Raw genomic sequence first — 16529 nt, 5'->3', positions numbered from 1 at the left:
GGACCTGTTCCCATGTCGCTCAATCACGTTCGTCCGTGGCGCAATATCTATCGCCGCAAATCCCGTCAGATCATGGTTGGCGATGTTGCCATCGGCGGCGATGCCCCAATTGCCGTGCAGACCATGACCAACACTCTGACAACCGACGTTGCAGCAACGGTGGCGCAAGTGCAGGCCGCAGCCGAAGCAGGGGCGGATATCGTGCGGGTTTCGGTCCCGGATGAGGCGTCTTCGAAAGCGTTGAAAGAGATCGTGCGCGAAAGCCCTGTACCGATCGTGGCCGACATCCATTTCCACTATAAACGCGGGATCGAAGCGGCTGAGGCGGGCGCCGCTTGCCTGCGGATCAATCCGGGCAATATCGGCGACGAAAAGCGCGTGCAGGAGGTGATCAAGGCCGCCCGCGACCACAATTGCTCGATACGGATCGGGGTCAATGCGGGGTCGCTGGAGAAGCACCTGCTTGAGAAATACGGCGAGCCGTGCCCCGAGGCGATGGTCGAAAGCGGGCTCGAACATATCCGCATTCTGGAAGACAACGACTTTCACAACTTCAAGATCAGCGTGAAGGCCAGTGACGTGTTCCTGTCGGCGGCGGCCTATCAAGGTATTGCCGAGGCCACAGATGCCCCTATCCATCTGGGCATCACCGAGGCTGGGGGGCTGGTCAGCGGCACCATCAAATCCGCCATTGGGTTGGGCAATCTGCTGTGGATGGGGATCGGCGATACGATCCGCGTCAGCCTGTCCGCGGACCCGGTGGAAGAGGTCAAGGTGGGCTATGAGATCCTGAAATCTCTGGGCTTGCGCCATCGCGGTGTGAACATCATCTCATGCCCGTCTTGTGCGCGGCAGGGGTTCGACGTGATCAAGACGGTCGAAGCGCTGGAACAGCGGCTGGAACACATCAAGACACCCATGAGCCTGTCGATCATCGGCTGCGTCGTGAACGGCCCCGGTGAGGCGCTGATGACCGATGTTGGCTTTACCGGCGGCGGTGCGGGGTCTGGCATGGTCTATCTGGCGGGCAAAGCCAGCCACAAGATGTCGAACGATCAGATGATCGACCACATCGTTGAGCAGGTCGAAAAGAAAGCGGCTGAACTGGACGCGGCAGCTGAGGCTGCGGATTAGCGCAGCCAGGCGGTTCCAGGCAGGCCGGGATTCTCGACAGGGTGGAGAGGTCTGTGTTGACAGGCCGCGCCGTTCTGGGGCCAAGTCGGTGCTATGAAGGCTATAATCGTCGTTGTTTTACTGATGTGGACTGCCCCCATTGGCGCGGCGCGTGCGTGTGAGTTGGCCTTGGCCTTTGCGTTGGATGTGTCGGGGAGCGTCGATGAGGCCGAACATCAGTTGCAGCGCGATGGCGTCGCCGCCGCCTTATTGGACCCTGACGTGGTAACGGCAATTTCGGCCCAACCCGGTGGCGTGGCGCTTATGGTGTATGAGTGGTCAGACTCACGCCAGCAGACGCAGATTTCGGCCTGGCGTCTGGTCACTGGGGTGGCAGGGTTAAAATCGATTGCCGCCGAAGTGCTGGCGGCCCCTCGAAGTGCAACGGGTGGAACCGGCATCGGCCCGGCGGTGGCGTTCGGAGCGTTGATGTTCGACTATGGGCCCGATTGCCGTCGGCGCGTCATTGATGTGTCGGGGGACGGCAAACACAACAACGGCTTTCGTCCCCATGTCGCGCGCGAAATGCAGGTGATGCAAGATGTCACCGTGAACGCACTGGTGATCGAAGGGGCCGAGCCCGAAGTGCTGGCCTATTACCTCGATCACGTCATTTCAGGGCACGGTGCGTTTGTGGAAATCGCCGCTGGGTATGAGAACTATGCTGCAGCGCTTCGGCGTAAATTGCTGCGTGAAATTCCGATGGCTGTGGCCGATCGGTAAGAGATAGGGCGGCGCACAAATGCGCACCGCCTGCGTTCAAACTTAACCCTGTTCGGCCCGCACGGCGTCTGCGATCTGCAGCATCTGATCGGCAGTCAGATAGCCGCGCAGCATTTCGGAGCCCAAAACGAAAGAGGGCGTACCCGAAATCTGCATCCGACGCGCCAATTCACGGGTCTGATTGATCTCGTCGGTTACACGATCGCTGTCCATCGCCTCCATGATTGCATCGCTGTCCAGCCCAAGGCCATCTGACAGGCGGCGCAGGGTGACTTCGTTGGGCTCTCCGCCAAATTCCATCAAGGCGTCGTGGACTTGTTTATAGGCGTCGTCGCCAGCTACGTGTTTTGTCGCCACGGCAAAGCGGGACGAGACGACGGACGCGTCGCCGAGGATCGGAAACTCTTTGATGACAAACCGGATGTTGCCATCCTCGGCCAGCAATTCGGCCACTTCAGGCACGGCTCGACGGCAATAGCCGCACCGATAGTCCATGAACTCGACAAGGGTGATATCGCCGTCCGGGTTTCCGCCAACCCAGCTATAGCCGTCGTTGAACAACTCATCTGCATTGACGGCCACCAGTTCCTTGTCGGCAGCGGCCTCGGCAACGGCGTTGCGTTGTTCAAGCACGTTTATGGCTTCGATGATCACTTCGGGGTTTTCCAGAAGATATTCCCGAATCTGAGCGCCGAACTGCTCTTTCTCGGCATCGCTCATGGCGTTCAGGTCCAGCGCTTGTGCGGGACCGGTGATCAGGGAAAGACCCAGAAGGGCCGGTGCAGCATGTCTGAGGATCATTTCCGTTTCCTTTTCTTTTTTTCTGCTTGTTCCGAGGCAATCAGCACATCCTGTGCGCGTTGCCAACCAGGGGATCCCTCGGGCAATTGCCCGACGGCGCGTCTTGCGTGAATACCTGCATCTGCCAGCTGGCCTTGCAAGGCAAATCGTTCGGCGGTGACTGTAGATGCCATGCCGGTATTGCCGGTTTGTGAATAGGCAACGCCCAGATCGCGTAGTAGGCGCGCGTTCTTGAAGTCCCTTGCCCGTGCCTTTTCAAGCACTTGCAGGGCGTTCTTCGTTTCACCATGCGCCAAGAGGGCGCGACCGTATCCTGCCAGAATTAAAGGATCATTGGGCGTCATCTCGACCGCGTGGCGGTATGCCGCGACAGCTGCCTCCACTTGCCGATTTTCAAGCAGGATCTGCCCTTTCAATTCGTAGTAAAACGGATCGTCAGGACGGACAGCCAGTGCTGCGTTTATTGCAGCACGCGCGTTATTCAGGTCCCGGTTCTGGTGATAGGCGGCGGCCTCGCGCATCAGGCGAATGTCCTGAGCGGATTCCTCTTTGGCGCGGCGCATTGTCCAGCTTGGGGATCTGAGAAAGGCGGATAATTTGCCTTTAACACGGGCAAACCAATATTTGGCGTTCTGATCTGGAAGCGCACTATCCCCGAACGCGTCCAAAAAGGTTTGTGCGGCCCGCAAGCGTTCGCGGCTTGTGGGATGCGAACGCATATAAGGGTCCTGGTTGATCTCGCTCAGCAACTCCTGCCCTGCGAATTTCTGGTGTAGAGCAACCATGCCGCTGGGTGAAATGCCAGCCCATCTGAGGTAACTGGCGGCGCTTTGGTCGGCCGAGGATTCTTCGGCCCGCGTGTGCCCTAGAAAGCTGCGCAAGGCTGAACCTGATGTGCCCGCGGCGATACCGGCCGCAGCCTCGCCGCCGCCTGCAGCTGCGACAACCAGTGCAAGGGCTGTTCCCAATTGCGAATTGCGTTGTGCGGCCTTTAGGTTTTCGACACGGCGCGCCAGATGGCCATTGGCGATATGCGCGGCTTCGTGGGCGATCACGGCCTGCAGCATCTCGGGGGACTCGACGTTCAGGATCAGGCCGTAGTTCAGATATATGGTATTGTAATCAATGACAAAGGCGTTGAACGTGCTGTCATTCACCACCAGAATTTGAACTCTGTTGGTATTCAAGCCCGCAGCACGCAGCACGGGAAACGCCAACTCTCGCAGGCCATATTCGATGTCCGGGTCGCGGATCAGGCTTTGCGCGGCGGATTGAACAACTGTCGCGGCCCATGTCGCTACAAGCAGCAACAGGGCCGGGATTGACGCCAGCCTGGATACACGTTCAAAAGCCATGTCAGCAACATGGGAGATGGGCATGCGAAACTCAACCCGGTCCGGGGTCGATCCGTTTATTGTGATGGACGTGATGGAGGCCGCGCGCAAAGCGGAAGAAGCCGGGCGCACCATCATCCACATGGAGGTCGGCCAGCCTGGCACCGGCGCCCCCACGGGGGCGACAGCCGCGTTGACCCAAGCGATGCAGCATGAGCCGCTGGGCTACACTGTCGCGCTGGGTATGCCTGCGCTGCGTCAACGCATCGCTCGGATGTATGGTGAATGGTATGATGTCGACCTCAACCCTGATCGGGTGGTGGTCACACCCGGATCGTCAGGGGGGTTTTTATTGGCGTTCACCGCGCTTTTCGACAGCGGAGACCGGGTTGGAATCGGCGCACCGGGCTATCCATCTTACAGGCAGATTTTGAAGGCTTTGGGGCTGGTGCCGGTCGACCTGCCCACTGCACCGGAAAATCGGCTGCAGCCCGTACCGGCGGATTTTGCAGGGCTGGACCTGCAAGGGTTGATGGTGGCGTCTCCGGCAAATCCCACCGGGACAATGCTGGATCGCACGGCAATGGGCGCGCTGATCGAGGCGGCGCAGGGGCAGGGGGCCTCGTTCATCAGTGACGAGATTTACCACGGGCTGGAATACGAGGCCAAGGCTGTCACTGCGCTGGAGCTGACGGATGAGTGCTATGTGATCAATTCCTTCTCAAAATATTTCTCGATGACAGGTTGGCGCGTCGGTTGGATGGTAGTGCCCGAAGATCAGGTGCGAGTGGTCGAACGGATTGCCCAGAACATGTTTATCTGTGCTCCGCATGCCAGTCAGGTGGCGGCGCTGGCCGCGATGGATTGCGACGAGGAATTGCAAGCCAATCTGGATGTATACCGCAGAAATCGCGCGTTGATGCTGGAAGGGTTACCCAAGGCAGAGTTTACAAATATCGCGCCTCCTGACGGGGCATTCTATGTTTATGCAGATGTCTCTGAACTAACCAATGACAGCCAAGCCTTCGCCGCCGAGATTCTGGACAAGGCTGGTGTCGCCGTGACCCCGGGCTTGGATTTTGACCCTCAGCGGGGCCACACGACTTTGAGGTTCTCGTATGCGCGGTCAAGCGATGATATCGCCGAAGGCCTAAGCCGACTTGCGCGCTTCATGACCGAGCGGGGATTGTCCAAGGCCAAAGCCTAAGGCGTTCACAAGTGGGCGTAGGTCGGTTAGTCTTGTGCGCAAACGATCTTGGGAAAACTCGAGGCCATGAGCAGGATATTTTTTGCCATAGCGCTCATCTGCGCGCTTGCAGGTTCAGCCTTTGCGCATGATTTCAGCGCATTGGCCCGGATTGAACCTGCAAACAGCCATGTCCAAAATGATGGGCAGGCTGGGGTTCGTGTACAGCTTGGTCTCAGCCAGGGTGTGCCGTATCGGGTGTTCACTCTGGAAAACCCCTATCGCGTCGTCCTTGATTTCAAAGAGGTCGATTGGACCGGGCTTGAGAGCGACAGCCTTCTGCAGGCGGATCGCGTGACGTCTGTGCAATTCGGGGCCTATGTGCCGGGGTGGTCTCGGATGGTGCTGGAGCTTGGCGCGCCAATGGTCGTCGATACGGCGGGCCTGCGGATTGATTCCGCGTCCGGAGCCGCTGAGTTATCTTTGCGCCTTAAGCGATCGACTGCGGAAACCTTTGCCATCAGTGCCGGCGCACCGCGACAACCGGGATGGGATCTGCCGGAAGCCGCTGATTTACCCGACGCTCACCCCAATGACGGTCCGCGTCCGCTGCGTGTCATGTTGGACCCCGGACATGGCGGTATTGATCCGGGGGCCGAGGTTCAGGGCGTGAACGAAAAGTCCCTCATGCTGACTTTTGCCCGCGAACTGCGCGAGCTTTTGCTGCGTCAAGGCGGGTATGAGGTGATCCTGACGCGGACAGACGACCATTTCGTGTCGCTCGAGCGGCGCATTGCGCTTGCGCACAGGGCGGGGGCGGATGTGTTCATCTCGCTGCACGCGGATATCCTGTCAGAAGGCCGCGCACATGGTGCCGCTGTTTATACCTTGTCCCAAGACGCCTCGGATGTGGCCAGTCACAAACTGGCCGAACGGCACGATCGTGCCGACCTGATCTCGGGTATTGATCTGAGTGGTGCGGACGATCAGGTGGCGGATGTTTTGCTGGATTTAGCGCGTCAGGAAACCCGTCCACGCACAGATGCGTTGGCGGGGGCTTTGGCCAACGGAATGGCTCAGCAAGGCGGACCGATGAACAGCCATCCAATCAGAACAGCGTCGTTTTCAGTGCTTAAGGCGGCCGATATCCCTTCGGTTCTGATCGAACTGGGCTTTCTGTCCAGTCCCAGAGACCTGAAAAACATAGTAGATCCCGAATGGCGCATGGGCATGGCGCGGGGGATCCGTGACGGGCTAGAGGATTGGCGTCAGCAGGATGTGATCCGGCGGTCCCTGATTGGTCAGTGACCCTACGGCGTAATCCGGCTAATATGGGCCATCGTGTTTTGACCCAGAGCATGCGCGCCCTTATATAGACCGCACCGCGAGCAAAAGGCAGTGACGTGATCCGTTTCATATTTTCAATCTTCGGGGCGATCTTCAGCCTCGTGACCCTTGGTGTTTTCATGGCCGCGCTGGTGATTGGCGCGATCTTCTGGATGTATGGGCGCGACCTGCCCAGCCATGAATCGCTGGCGCAGTACAAACCGCCCACGATCAGTCGGATCTATTCGGGCGAAGGCCATTTGATCGACGAATTCGCGCAAGAACGCCGCTTGTTCACGCCGTCCGAGGAAATTCCCGATCTGGTCAAACAGGCGTTTATCTCGGCCGAGGATAAGAACTTCTACACGCATCAGGGCTATGATCCGCGCGGTATCATTGCTGCGGGTGTTGAGGCGGTGAAGTCCAAGGGCGAAAACGTGCGTGGTGCGTCCACGATCACGCAGCAGGTGATGAAGAACTTCCTGCTGTCCGGCGACCGCCGCGCAGAGCGTAAGATCAAGGAAATCATCCTCGCCACCCGGCTTGAGGATACATTGGACAAGGAACAGATTCTCGAACTCTATATGAATGAGATCTTTCTGGGCCAGAACTCGTATGGTGTAACCGCCGCTGCCCAGACCTATTTTAACAAGACGTTGCAGGAACTGGCCCCGCATGAGGCTGCGACTTTGGCCGCGATGCCCAAAGCGCCCTCGGATTACCACCCGGTCCGTCAGAAAGACCGCCTGCTGGCGCGCCGCGACTATGTTCTGCGCGAGATGAACCAGAACGGCTATATCGACAAAGCCACCTATGAGGCCGAGGTCGCGCAACCGTTGCGTTCGGTCCAGAACGGCGATTTCGAAAGCTTCCGTACCGCGTTGCCGCCGCGTGACTATTTCACCGACGAAATCCGCCGTCAGCTGAGCGAGGATTTCGGAGAGGGTGAGTTCTTTACCGGCGGCTTCACCGTCCGAGCCTCGGTGGACGAGGAAATGCAGGTCGAGGCCGCCAAGGCTTTGCGCACAGCGCTGCAGAAATACGACCGGTCGCGCGGGAAATGGCGCGGCACAGGTCAGGTGATCGCCGAAGATGCCCTGTCGAATGAGGCGCAATGGCGCGAGGCGCTGGCCACAATGGAAATCCCCCGCGATGTAGAACTACCGACGCAATGGTATCCGGCCGTTGTGCTGAACGTGGCCGAGCAAGCTCTGACCGTAGGAATTGAAGACGGCCCGGCAGACGGCACGGTTCCACGTTCGGATATTCAATGGATGCAGGGCAACTTCTTTGACAATTTCAAGCGCGGCGACGTCATTTTGGTGATGGCCGGCGAGGAAGGACAGTGGTCCGCCCGACAAGTGCCCGAAGTACAAGGTGGGTTTGTTGCCATGGACGTGAACTCGGGCCGCGTTTTGGCCATGCAGGGCGGGTTCTCGTATCAGGATTCGGTTTTCAACCGCGCCACGCAGGCGCAACGACAGCCGGGTTCCAGCTTTAAGCCGTTCGTCTACGCTGCCGCGCTGGACAGTGGCTATAGCCCTGCAACTATCGTTGTGGACGCCCCGATCGAGGTGAACACACCCCAAGGTCTGTGGCGGCCCAAGAACTCGTCGAATAAATTCTATGGCCCGACGCCCTTGCGGACCGGGATTGAACAGTCGCGGAACCTGATGACCATCCGTTTGGCGCAAGAAGTCACGATGCCCGTGGTTGCGGGCTATGCCGAACGGTTTGGAGTTTATGACCGGATGGGCGCATTCCTTGCGAACTCGCTGGGGTCAGAGGAGACGACGCTTTATAAAATGGTCGCCGCCTACGCGATGTTTGCGAATGGTGGTGAGCGGGTCGAGCCCACTCTGGTCGATCGCATTCAGGATCGGTTCGGCAAGACGATCTATCGCCATGACGACCGGCAGTGTCTGGATTGCAACTCGGCATGGTTGGAGCCTGACGAGTCGCCCACCATCGAGACCGACCGCTGGCAGGTCATGGACGCCATCACCGCGTATCAGCTGACGTCGATGATGAAAGGTGTTGTGGATCGTGGGACTGCATCTGCTCATGTAAACCTGCCAGTGCCAACGGCTGGCAAGACCGGTACGACCAACGAATCCAAGGATGCATGGTTTATTGGTTTCACCTCGAACATCGTGGCCGGGTGCTACATTGGGTATGACCGCCCGCGTCCGATGGGTAGAGGTGCCTATGGGGGCACAATGTGCGGCCCGGTGTTCCAGAGTTTCATGGAACATGCCACCGAGAAGTATGGCGGCGGTCCGTTCGAAGTGCCCGAGGGTGGCCATTTCATCAAAATCGACCGCTTCAGCGGCGCGCGTCTGCCTGCGGACGCAACCGGTGATTATGTCGTCGCCGAGTATTTCCGCGATGGAGTGGATGGCTTTATCGACCGGGTTTACGATGGTGGGTTTGCGATGGGCTCGGACCTGCCTTTGTTTGAAGAGGCCAGCTCGGGCCGACAGGTGACGACGTCGACCGGTGATACGATCACTGTTGGCCCCAACGCCAGCCAGGGCGATCTGCAGGGCGGCGGGCTTTACTGAAATCTTTAAGGGCCGCTCTGTCTTGTAGCGGTCCCATGCTCTTGCTATCACGCAGCACTGATCAAGCAAGTTGGGACGTAACCATGCGCGCCGAAACCCAGAATATCGTGGCGGAAATCGAAAAGTCGCTGGAGCTGCTGGCGCAGCGTATGGACTATGAAACCGCACCTCATCGTCTTGAGGAATTCAACGCGCGTGTTGAGGACCCCAACCTATGGGACAACCCCGAAAACGCACAGAAGCTAATGCGCGAGCGGCAGATGCTGGTCGATGCCATCGAAACCTATGAAACCATCAAGACCGATCTCAGCGACAATATTGAGCTGATCGAGTTGGGCGAAATGGAAGAGGATGACGAGGTCGTCGCCGACGCCGAGGGGGCGATCAAGGCGCTTGGCGAAAAAGCCGCCAAGAAAGAGCTTGAGGCGCTGCTGGACGGCGAGGCCGACAGCAACGACACGTTCCTCGAAATCAACTCGGGCGCGGGGGGGACGGAAAGCTGCGACTGGGCCTCGATGCTGGCGCGGATGTATGTCCGCTGGGCCGAGAAAAAGGGCTATACGGTTGAACTGCAGTCCGAGACCGCAGGTGAAGAGGCCGGGATCAAATCGGCGGCCTACAAGATTTCCGGTCACAATGCGTATGGCTGGTTGAAGTCGGAAAGCGGTGTGCACCGTTTGGTGCGAATTTCGCCCTACGACTCGGCGGCCAAGCGGCATACATCGTTCAGTTCGGTCTGGGTCTATCCCGTGGTTGATGACAATATCGAGATTGAGGTGAATCCGGCGGATATTCGGATTGATACCTATCGGTCGTCAGGTGCGGGTGGTCAGCACGTGAACACCACGGACTCGGCGGTGCGGATCACGCACATTCCCACCGGTATCGTTGTGACCAGTTCCGAAAAGTCGCAGCACCAGAACCGCGATATCGCCATGAAAGCGCTGAAGTCGCGCCTGTATCAGCAAGAGCTGGACCGCCGGAACGCCGATATCAACGCCGCCCATGAAGCCAAAGGTGATGCGGGCTGGGGTAACCAGATCCGGTCTTACGTGTTGCAGCCTTACCAGATGGTAAAGGACCTGCGGACCAACCATGAAACCTCGGACACAAAGGGTGTGTTGGATGGGGATCTGGATGGGTTCATGGCGGCAACTTTGGCGCTGGATGTGGCTGGTAAGTCCCGGTCCGAGGCGCAGGGCGACTAAGCCGGGCAGGGGGCTCTGCCCCCGCCGCGCGGTGCGCGACTCCCCCGAGATATTTTTGGCCAGATGAAGTCGATCCCCGTGTAGTTGCTGCTGGAAAAGATACATCTAAACAGTGGGTTTAAATGGGGATAAGCCCCGGATAGGCTGATCGAGTCAGTGTGACCTGTCAGCCGAAGAGATCCGAATGAACCTAAGCCAGATTACCGCAACCGCGTTGGTGACCGAATTGTCCGAGGGGCGGGTCTCTGCGTCTGAAGTGATGCGTGCCACGTTGGACCGCATAGCAGCGGTGAATGGCGATTTAAACGCCATAGTTGGATTGCGGGACCAGGGCGATCTGTTGGCAGAGGCGGCTGAGCTGGACAAAGGGGCGAAGCGGGGTCCTCTGCATGGGGTTCCGATCGCGGTCAAGGACTTGGTCAATGTGGCCGGGGTTGTGTCGACCCAAGGGTCGCCGTTGTTTCGCGATCATATCCCTCAGAAGGATGACATGATCGCTGCCCGGATGCGGGCGGCCGGAGCGATTTTGATCGGAAAGACCAACACGCCCGAATTCGGATTGGGGTCACACACGTTCAACCCCGTTTATGGCGCCACGCGCAACCCGTATGATTCATCACGAACTTGCGGTGGATCTTCTGGTGGCGCGGCGGTTGCTTTGGCGTCCGGTATGGTGGCGCTGGCGGATGGCTCGGACATGATGGGTAGTTTGCGAAATCCCGCCGCGTGGAACAATGTCTACGGGTTTAGACCAAGCTGGGGGAGGGTTCCGTCCGAACCAGTCGGAGACGCGTTTCTGCATCAGCTTTCGACCCTCGGCCCGATGGCGCGTTGCCCCGAAGATTTGGGCCTGCTTTTGGATGTAATATCCGAGCGTGACGCGCGACAGCCCTACAGTGTGAAACCTGAGCCCGTTGGGCCGGTTCAGGCACAAGACCTGACAGGGGTTCGTATCGGTTGGCTTGGCGATTGGGGCGGAGCCTATCCGTTCGAAGACGGGATAACGGACCTGTGTCGGGATGCAGTGTCCGTTCTTGCCGGGTTGGGGGCACAGGTCGATGAAGTCGTGCCTGATTTCGAAGCCGAGCGTCTGTGGGAAAGCTGGACGGTGCTTAGATCATGGAGCATAGCCGCCGGCCTTGCCCCTCTGACCGAGCATAGATCAATGTTGAAAGACACGGCGCAATGGGAACTGGATCGGGGGCTTGCCTTGACCGCAATGCAGGTTCACCGCGCCAGTGAGATGCGTTCAGAATGGTTCCGGCACGCTCTTGGAATGTTCAACACCTATGACGCGCTGATCCTGCCATCAGCGCAAGTCTGGCCTTTCGAGATCGAAACGTCGTATCCGACTGAGATCGCTGGCACCAAAATGGATACTTACCACCGTTGGATGGAAGTTGTTCTGCCAGTGAGCCTGATTGGCTTGCCGTGCCTGTCAGTGCCGGCGGGGTTTGGCCCAGAAGGCGTGCCGATGGGGATGCAGATTTTCGGTCCGCGCGGCACGGACGCAAAGCTTTTGTCAATCGGGGCTGCCTATCATGCGGCGACTGAGTGGCCACAAAAAAGACCCGCCAGCTAATAAGCGACAAAGGGAGGAGGGAGACAGAATGGAGAAGCCTTTCGGAGTTCCGAAAATGGGGCCGGTTACGACAGACATGTTGCGTGAAGCCTTGAGCCGGGCTTGGGCGGATTTTCGACGTGCGCCGGTCTATGGCCTTGTGTTCGCAGGCTTCTACGTCCTCGCAGGCTGGGCAATGGCGTGGGTCACGGTACAAACTCAGACCTCGTATTGGCTGGTACTGGCCGCGATCGGATTCCCACTATTGGGGCCCTTTGCAGCAGTCGGGCTTTATGAAGTCTCTCACCGGTTGGAGTTGGGGGAGCCACTTGATTATGCTTCTATTTTCGGCGTTGTGGCGCAACAGGGCCGACGTCAGCTGCCTTCAATTTGTGCGATCATCGTGGTCATGTTCCTGTTCTGGTTCTTCCTTGGCCACATGATTTTTGCACTGTTCATGGGACTGTCGACCATGACCAACGTTTCTACCTCTCTTGAGGTTTTTCTGACTGTAAATGGCCTGACGATGCTGGCGGTCGGAACTTTGGTCGGAGCGGTTTTTGCCACCCTTCTTTACATGATCACTGTACTGTCCATCCCAATGTTGCTGGATCGGGAATTGGATTTCGTGACAGCGATGATCGCCAGCTACAGCTATGTTAGTGCGAACCTGACGGTGATGCTGGGTTGGGGCGTGTTCGTCGCCGTGCTGACGTTTCTTGCCATGATCCCATGGTTTCTTGGACTGCTGATCATCTTGCCGCTGCTTGGACATGCGAGCTGGCACTTGTATCGGCAGATCACACAAGCCGAATCCGCTGCTGCAGAGCCAAGTTAATCCACGTTTATTCTAAGCGTTCAAGGCCATGGTATGCGCACGTCGGGCGGTGCGGGCCGCGCTTATGGCTGCGGATGGTTGTGTACCAAGGTAACGCAAATTCAAGCGACGCATGGTTGTCTCGTTGGCCGTGGTTTTGGACAAGCAAATCGCAACACCTCGCCAGGTGTCCGGCTGATCTCCTCCACAGCGAGTCATCAGGTAAATTTTGCTGTTTTGCGCCGTACGGTTCGACATCAATATGTAGACTTGGCTTCCTGCGCAGGCGGCAATGCCCTGAACTTCGCGCAACTCAGGCGAGGTCGCCTCGCTGGCCGTCGGCGGTTCGTAGCTGCGGATCATGGTGCATTGCGGCAGGCGTCGCGCATGGATCACGCGGTACCGTGTCGCTTGCGCCCCGTCCAGAGCGGTTTCCGAGACATAATAAAAACCAGCGGGCAGAAGGTCCTCGGTCAGAGTGCCGGGCCCGGAACCCAGAAATTCTGTCAGAGCAGTTGCAGCAGGATGAGGTGTAGGTAGATCGATTTCGTTAAGGGGTCGTAGAAGAATACGTGCGTCCACGTCGAAAAAACAGCAAATACGATTAAGCACGTCGGGCCGGGGAAAGCTCTCTCCGCCAAGGTACCGGTTGAACTGAGTGCGGTTGATCCCAAGCTGACGGCACAGTTCAGAAATCGAGGGGTAGTCCGATGCTAGCAGTCGAAGATTATCACCGAACATCTTGCGCAGCTCAGCCGGGCTGCGGGTTTCGTTGGTCATTTCTGTCCCGGTCTTATTATGTGTTGCCGTGTTCACCCTGTTTGTCCGAGCAATAGACCGGACAATCGCGCTTCAATCGTACTGAGGACCCTGACCAGCGCATCCCAACGCCACGTCACAAGACGAGGCTAACGTCCTGATGCGTAAAAGCAATAGTCTTTTAAGTATATTGTATGGAATTTTTGGTGTTTTGGCTCGTTTTAGGCAACACATTGCTAAAACGCGTGTGGCCGCTATCAAACCCGAGTTGACCCGTCCGCTACGTAAGCGCAGTGGACGGGACAGAATACTCAGTCGCCGCGCAGCAGTGCGGCGACACCTGTGCGGGCGATCTCGATCAAACCCAACGGGCGCATCAGGTCGGCAAAGGCGTCGATCTTGTCCGGCGCACCGGTGATCTCAAAGATGAATGAATTCAAGGTGCTGTCGACCACATTGGCACGGAAAATATCTGCCAGACGCAGCGCTTCGACCCGCTTGTCGCCTTCGCCGACGACTTTAATGATCGCCAGTTCCCGCTCGACCGATGGGCCCTCGACCGTCAGGTCATGCACCTCATGCACGGGCACGATGCGGCCCAGCTGCGCCTTGATCTGTTCGATCACCTGCGGGGTTCCGGTTGTGACGATGGTGATACGGCTCAGGTGACCAGTGTGGTCCACCTCGGCCACTGTCAGGCTTTCGATGTTGTAGCCACGACCCGAAAACAGCCCGATCACGCGGGCTAGAACGCCCGGTTCGTTTTCGACCAGAACCGCGATTGTATGACGTTCCTGTACGTCCGAGAAGGTCGGCCGTAGGTTATAAGCGGAATGGCGGGTAGAGCCTTTTTTGATATGTAGGGCAGACATTTACGTCCCTTTCATCATCTTGCGAAAACCGGGCGTTGGGCGCCCGGTCAATTCCGACGAATGTTGTTAAACCAGAACCGAACCTTTGGAGTCGATCACGCCCTGCGTCTCGGCCTCGCCCAGAAGCATCTCGTTATGGGCTTTGCCCGACGGGATCATGGGGAAGCAGTTCTCGTGCTTTTCAACAAGGCAGTCAAAGATCACCGGGCCGTCATAGTTGATCATCTCCATGATCGCGTCATCCAAATCGGCCGGGTCGGAACACAAAATGCCCTTGGCCCCGAAGGCCTCAGCCAGTTTGACGAAGTCGGGCAGGGCCTCGGACCACGAATGCGAGTACCGCTCGCCATGCAGCAATTCCTGCCACTGGCGTACCATGCCCAGACGCTCGTTGTTCAGGATGAACTGTTTCACGGGCAGGCGGTACTGAACGGCGGTGCCCATTTCCTGCATGTTCATCAGCCAAGAGGCTTCACCCGCGACATTGATTACCAGCGCGTCGGGATGCGCCATCTGCACACCGATCGAGGCCGGAGTGCCATAGCCCATGGTGCCCAGACCACCGGATGTCATCCAGCGGTTGGGGTCTTCGAACCCAAGATATTGTGCTGCCCACATCTGGTGCTGGCCGACCTCGGTGGTGATATAACGGTCGTGGTTTTTGGTCAGCTCTTCAAGACGTTGCAGCGCGTATTGCGGTTTGATCGTCTTTTCGCTGTTGGTATAGGCCAGGCAGTTGACCTTGCGCCAATCCGCGATCTGCGACTGCCATTGTTTAACCGCCGCTGCGTCGGTTTTACGCCCACGTGCTTTCCAGACCTTGAGGATATCTTCCAGCACATGTGCCACGTCCCCGACAATCGGGATATCGACGCGGATCACCTTGTTGATGGACGACGGATCAATGTCGATATGCGCCTTTTTCGAGTTCGGCGAGAACGCATCAATGCGCCCGGTGATCCGGTCATCGAAACGTGCGCCGATGTTGATCATCAGGTCGCAGTCATGCATCGCCAGATTGGCCTCATAAAGACCATGCATTCCCAGCATGCCCAACCAGTTCTCGCCCGACGCCGGATAGGCCCCCAGTCCCATCAGGGTCGAGGTGATCGGAAAGCCGGTTGCATCCACCAGCTCGCGCAGCAACTGGCTGGCCGCGGGGCCCGAGTTGATCACGCCACCACCCGTGTAGAAGACAGGTTTTTTCGCCGTCTCAATCGCGGCAACCAGTTCGGTGATCTCTTCGAGATCGCCTTTCAAAACTGGCTGGTAATGTGAGGTCGAAGGTTTCGGGCCGGTATAGTCGCCCGAGGCGAACTGCACGTCCTTAGGAATGTCGATCAGCACAGGACCAGGGCGGCCAGAGGTGGCGACGTGGAAAGCCTCGTGCATGGTCTCAGAAAGCGAATCCGTATCCTTCACCAGCCAGTTGTGCTTGGTGCAGGGGCGGGTGATGCCAACGGTGTCAGCCTCTTGAAACGCGTCCGAGCCGATCATGAAGGTCGGAACCTGACCGGTCAGAACCACGATCGGGATCGAATCCAGCAACGCGTCGGTCAGGCCGGTCACCGCGTTGGTGGCACCGGGGCCGGATGTCACAAGCGCAACGCCGGGCTTGCCGGTCGACCGCGCATAGCCTTCGGCGGCGTGCACGGCCCCCTGTTCGTGACGCACCAGAATGTGACGAATGTCGTTTTGCAGAAAAATCTCATCATAGATCGGTAGCACGGCGCCGCCGGGGTATCCGAATACCGTGTCCACGCCCTGATCCTTGAGGGCCTGAACCACCATCTTTGCGCCGGTCATCTCACGTGTCATCTGCTTTGCTCCGTTCGCGACATGTGTCTTGCGTGTTGCCAAAAAAAAGCCCCCGAGATTTTCGGAGGCGCATGGGTTGGATTATGGTTTACCGTCACCGGCCCATGCGCGTGTTTCCTACGATTACGACTAGCGCTTTCATCGCCAGAGGCTCCTTTTTTGCGTGCAGGGACATTATGGGCGGCGCGACGGGGCGTCAACAGGCAATCGCGCCAATTTTCTATCTCAGGCAGTGAATTTTGCGACATTTTATTGCGCAGATTGCCGCATGCCTGGAATTTTTGCGAAATAGGGGTGCTGATTCCCTGCATTCGCCTGTTTCGCTTGTGCTCAAAAGCGTCACGACGATGTCCGAAACGAGCATGATTGCGGCTCAAAGCTGAGGCA

Annotated in this window: 13 protein-coding genes; 8 read left to right on the top strand and 5 right to left on the bottom strand. The window is 58.0% G+C overall.

What is annotated here, in order from left to right; all coding sequences use genetic code 11:
• Nucleotides 1–12: 12 nt before the first annotated feature.
• Nucleotides 13–1134 carry a flavodoxin-dependent (E)-4-hydroxy-3-methylbut-2-enyl-diphosphate synthase gene (gene ispG / locus AC2TAD_RS02510; protein ID WP_480865762.1) on the top strand — a complete coding sequence of 374 codons (1122 nt, stop codon included), beginning with the start codon at nucleotides 13–15 and terminating at the stop codon, nucleotides 1132–1134.
• A 93-nt stretch (nucleotides 1135–1227) separates the two neighbouring features.
• Nucleotides 1228–1896, top strand: a complete 669-nt coding sequence (locus tag AC2TAD_RS02505; RefSeq protein ID WP_170752631.1) for a DUF1194 domain-containing protein — start codon at nucleotides 1228–1230, stop codon at nucleotides 1894–1896.
• Nucleotides 1897–1938: 42 nt separating this feature from the next.
• Here AC2TAD_RS02505 and AC2TAD_RS02500 read toward each other — a convergent pair whose 3' ends face one another.
• Nucleotides 1939–2697 carry a DsbA family protein gene (locus AC2TAD_RS02500; RefSeq protein ID WP_480865760.1) on the bottom strand — a complete coding sequence of 253 codons (759 nt, stop codon included), beginning with the start codon at nucleotides 2695–2697 and terminating at the stop codon, nucleotides 1939–1941.
• Nucleotides 2694–4076: a M48 family metalloprotease gene (locus AC2TAD_RS02495; protein WP_480865758.1), complete on the bottom strand. Its 1383-nt coding sequence runs from the start codon at nucleotides 4074–4076 to the stop codon at nucleotides 2694–2696. The genes AC2TAD_RS02500 and AC2TAD_RS02495 overlap by 4 nt, the downstream gene beginning before the upstream one ends.
• Here AC2TAD_RS02495 and AC2TAD_RS02490 point away from each other — a divergent pair.
• From AC2TAD_RS02490 to AC2TAD_RS02465, 6 genes are all read left to right on the top strand, one after another.
• Nucleotides 4075–5238, top strand: coding sequence for a pyridoxal phosphate-dependent aminotransferase (locus AC2TAD_RS02490; RefSeq protein WP_480865756.1), 1164 nt, complete (start codon nucleotides 4075–4077; stop codon nucleotides 5236–5238). The genes AC2TAD_RS02495 and AC2TAD_RS02490 overlap by 2 nt on opposite strands.
• 66 nt (nucleotides 5239–5304) lie before the next feature.
• Complete coding sequence (locus AC2TAD_RS02485) at nucleotides 5305–6525, top strand: N-acetylmuramoyl-L-alanine amidase (protein WP_170752639.1); 1221 nt, start codon at nucleotides 5305–5307, stop codon at nucleotides 6523–6525.
• A 95-nt stretch (nucleotides 6526–6620) separates the two neighbouring features.
• Nucleotides 6621–9107, top strand: a complete 2487-nt coding sequence (locus AC2TAD_RS02480) for a penicillin-binding protein 1A (RefSeq protein WP_480865754.1) — start codon at nucleotides 6621–6623, stop codon at nucleotides 9105–9107.
• A gap of 83 nt (nucleotides 9108–9190) precedes the next feature.
• Nucleotides 9191–10315, top strand: coding sequence for a peptide chain release factor 2 (prfB, locus tag AC2TAD_RS02475; RefSeq protein WP_170752641.1), 1125 nt, complete (start codon nucleotides 9191–9193; stop codon nucleotides 10313–10315).
• 184 nt (nucleotides 10316–10499) lie between these two features.
• Nucleotides 10500–11897, top strand: a complete 1398-nt coding sequence (locus AC2TAD_RS02470; protein WP_480865752.1) for an amidase — start codon at nucleotides 10500–10502, stop codon at nucleotides 11895–11897.
• A 28-nt stretch (nucleotides 11898–11925) separates the two neighbouring features.
• Nucleotides 11926–12714, top strand: coding sequence for a DUF2189 domain-containing protein (locus AC2TAD_RS02465; protein ID WP_480865750.1), 789 nt, complete (start codon nucleotides 11926–11928; stop codon nucleotides 12712–12714).
• Nucleotides 12715–12726: 12 nt separating this feature from the next.
• Here AC2TAD_RS02465 and AC2TAD_RS02460 read toward each other — a convergent pair whose 3' ends face one another.
• The 3 genes from AC2TAD_RS02460 to AC2TAD_RS02450 form a co-directional block, all read right to left on the bottom strand.
• On the bottom strand, nucleotides 12727–13473 hold the full coding sequence (locus AC2TAD_RS02460; RefSeq protein ID WP_480865748.1) for a helix-turn-helix domain-containing protein: 747 nt from the start codon (nucleotides 13471–13473) through the stop codon (nucleotides 12727–12729).
• A gap of 290 nt (nucleotides 13474–13763) precedes the next feature.
• Nucleotides 13764–14324 carry an acetolactate synthase small subunit gene (gene ilvN, locus AC2TAD_RS02455; RefSeq protein WP_170354480.1) on the bottom strand — a complete coding sequence of 187 codons (561 nt, stop codon included), beginning with the start codon at nucleotides 14322–14324 and terminating at the stop codon, nucleotides 13764–13766.
• 66 nt (nucleotides 14325–14390) lie between these two features.
• Nucleotides 14391–16142 carry an acetolactate synthase 3 large subunit gene (locus AC2TAD_RS02450; RefSeq protein WP_170774566.1) on the bottom strand — a complete coding sequence of 584 codons (1752 nt, stop codon included), beginning with the start codon at nucleotides 16140–16142 and terminating at the stop codon, nucleotides 14391–14393.
• Between the last annotated feature and the right edge of the window lie 387 nt (nucleotides 16143–16529).

The sequence above is a fragment of the Ruegeria sp. HKCCD7628 genome, assembly GCF_057221005.1.
Note: the sequence above shows the minus strand (reverse complement) of the source record. Positions and strands in the feature narration are given on the sequence as shown.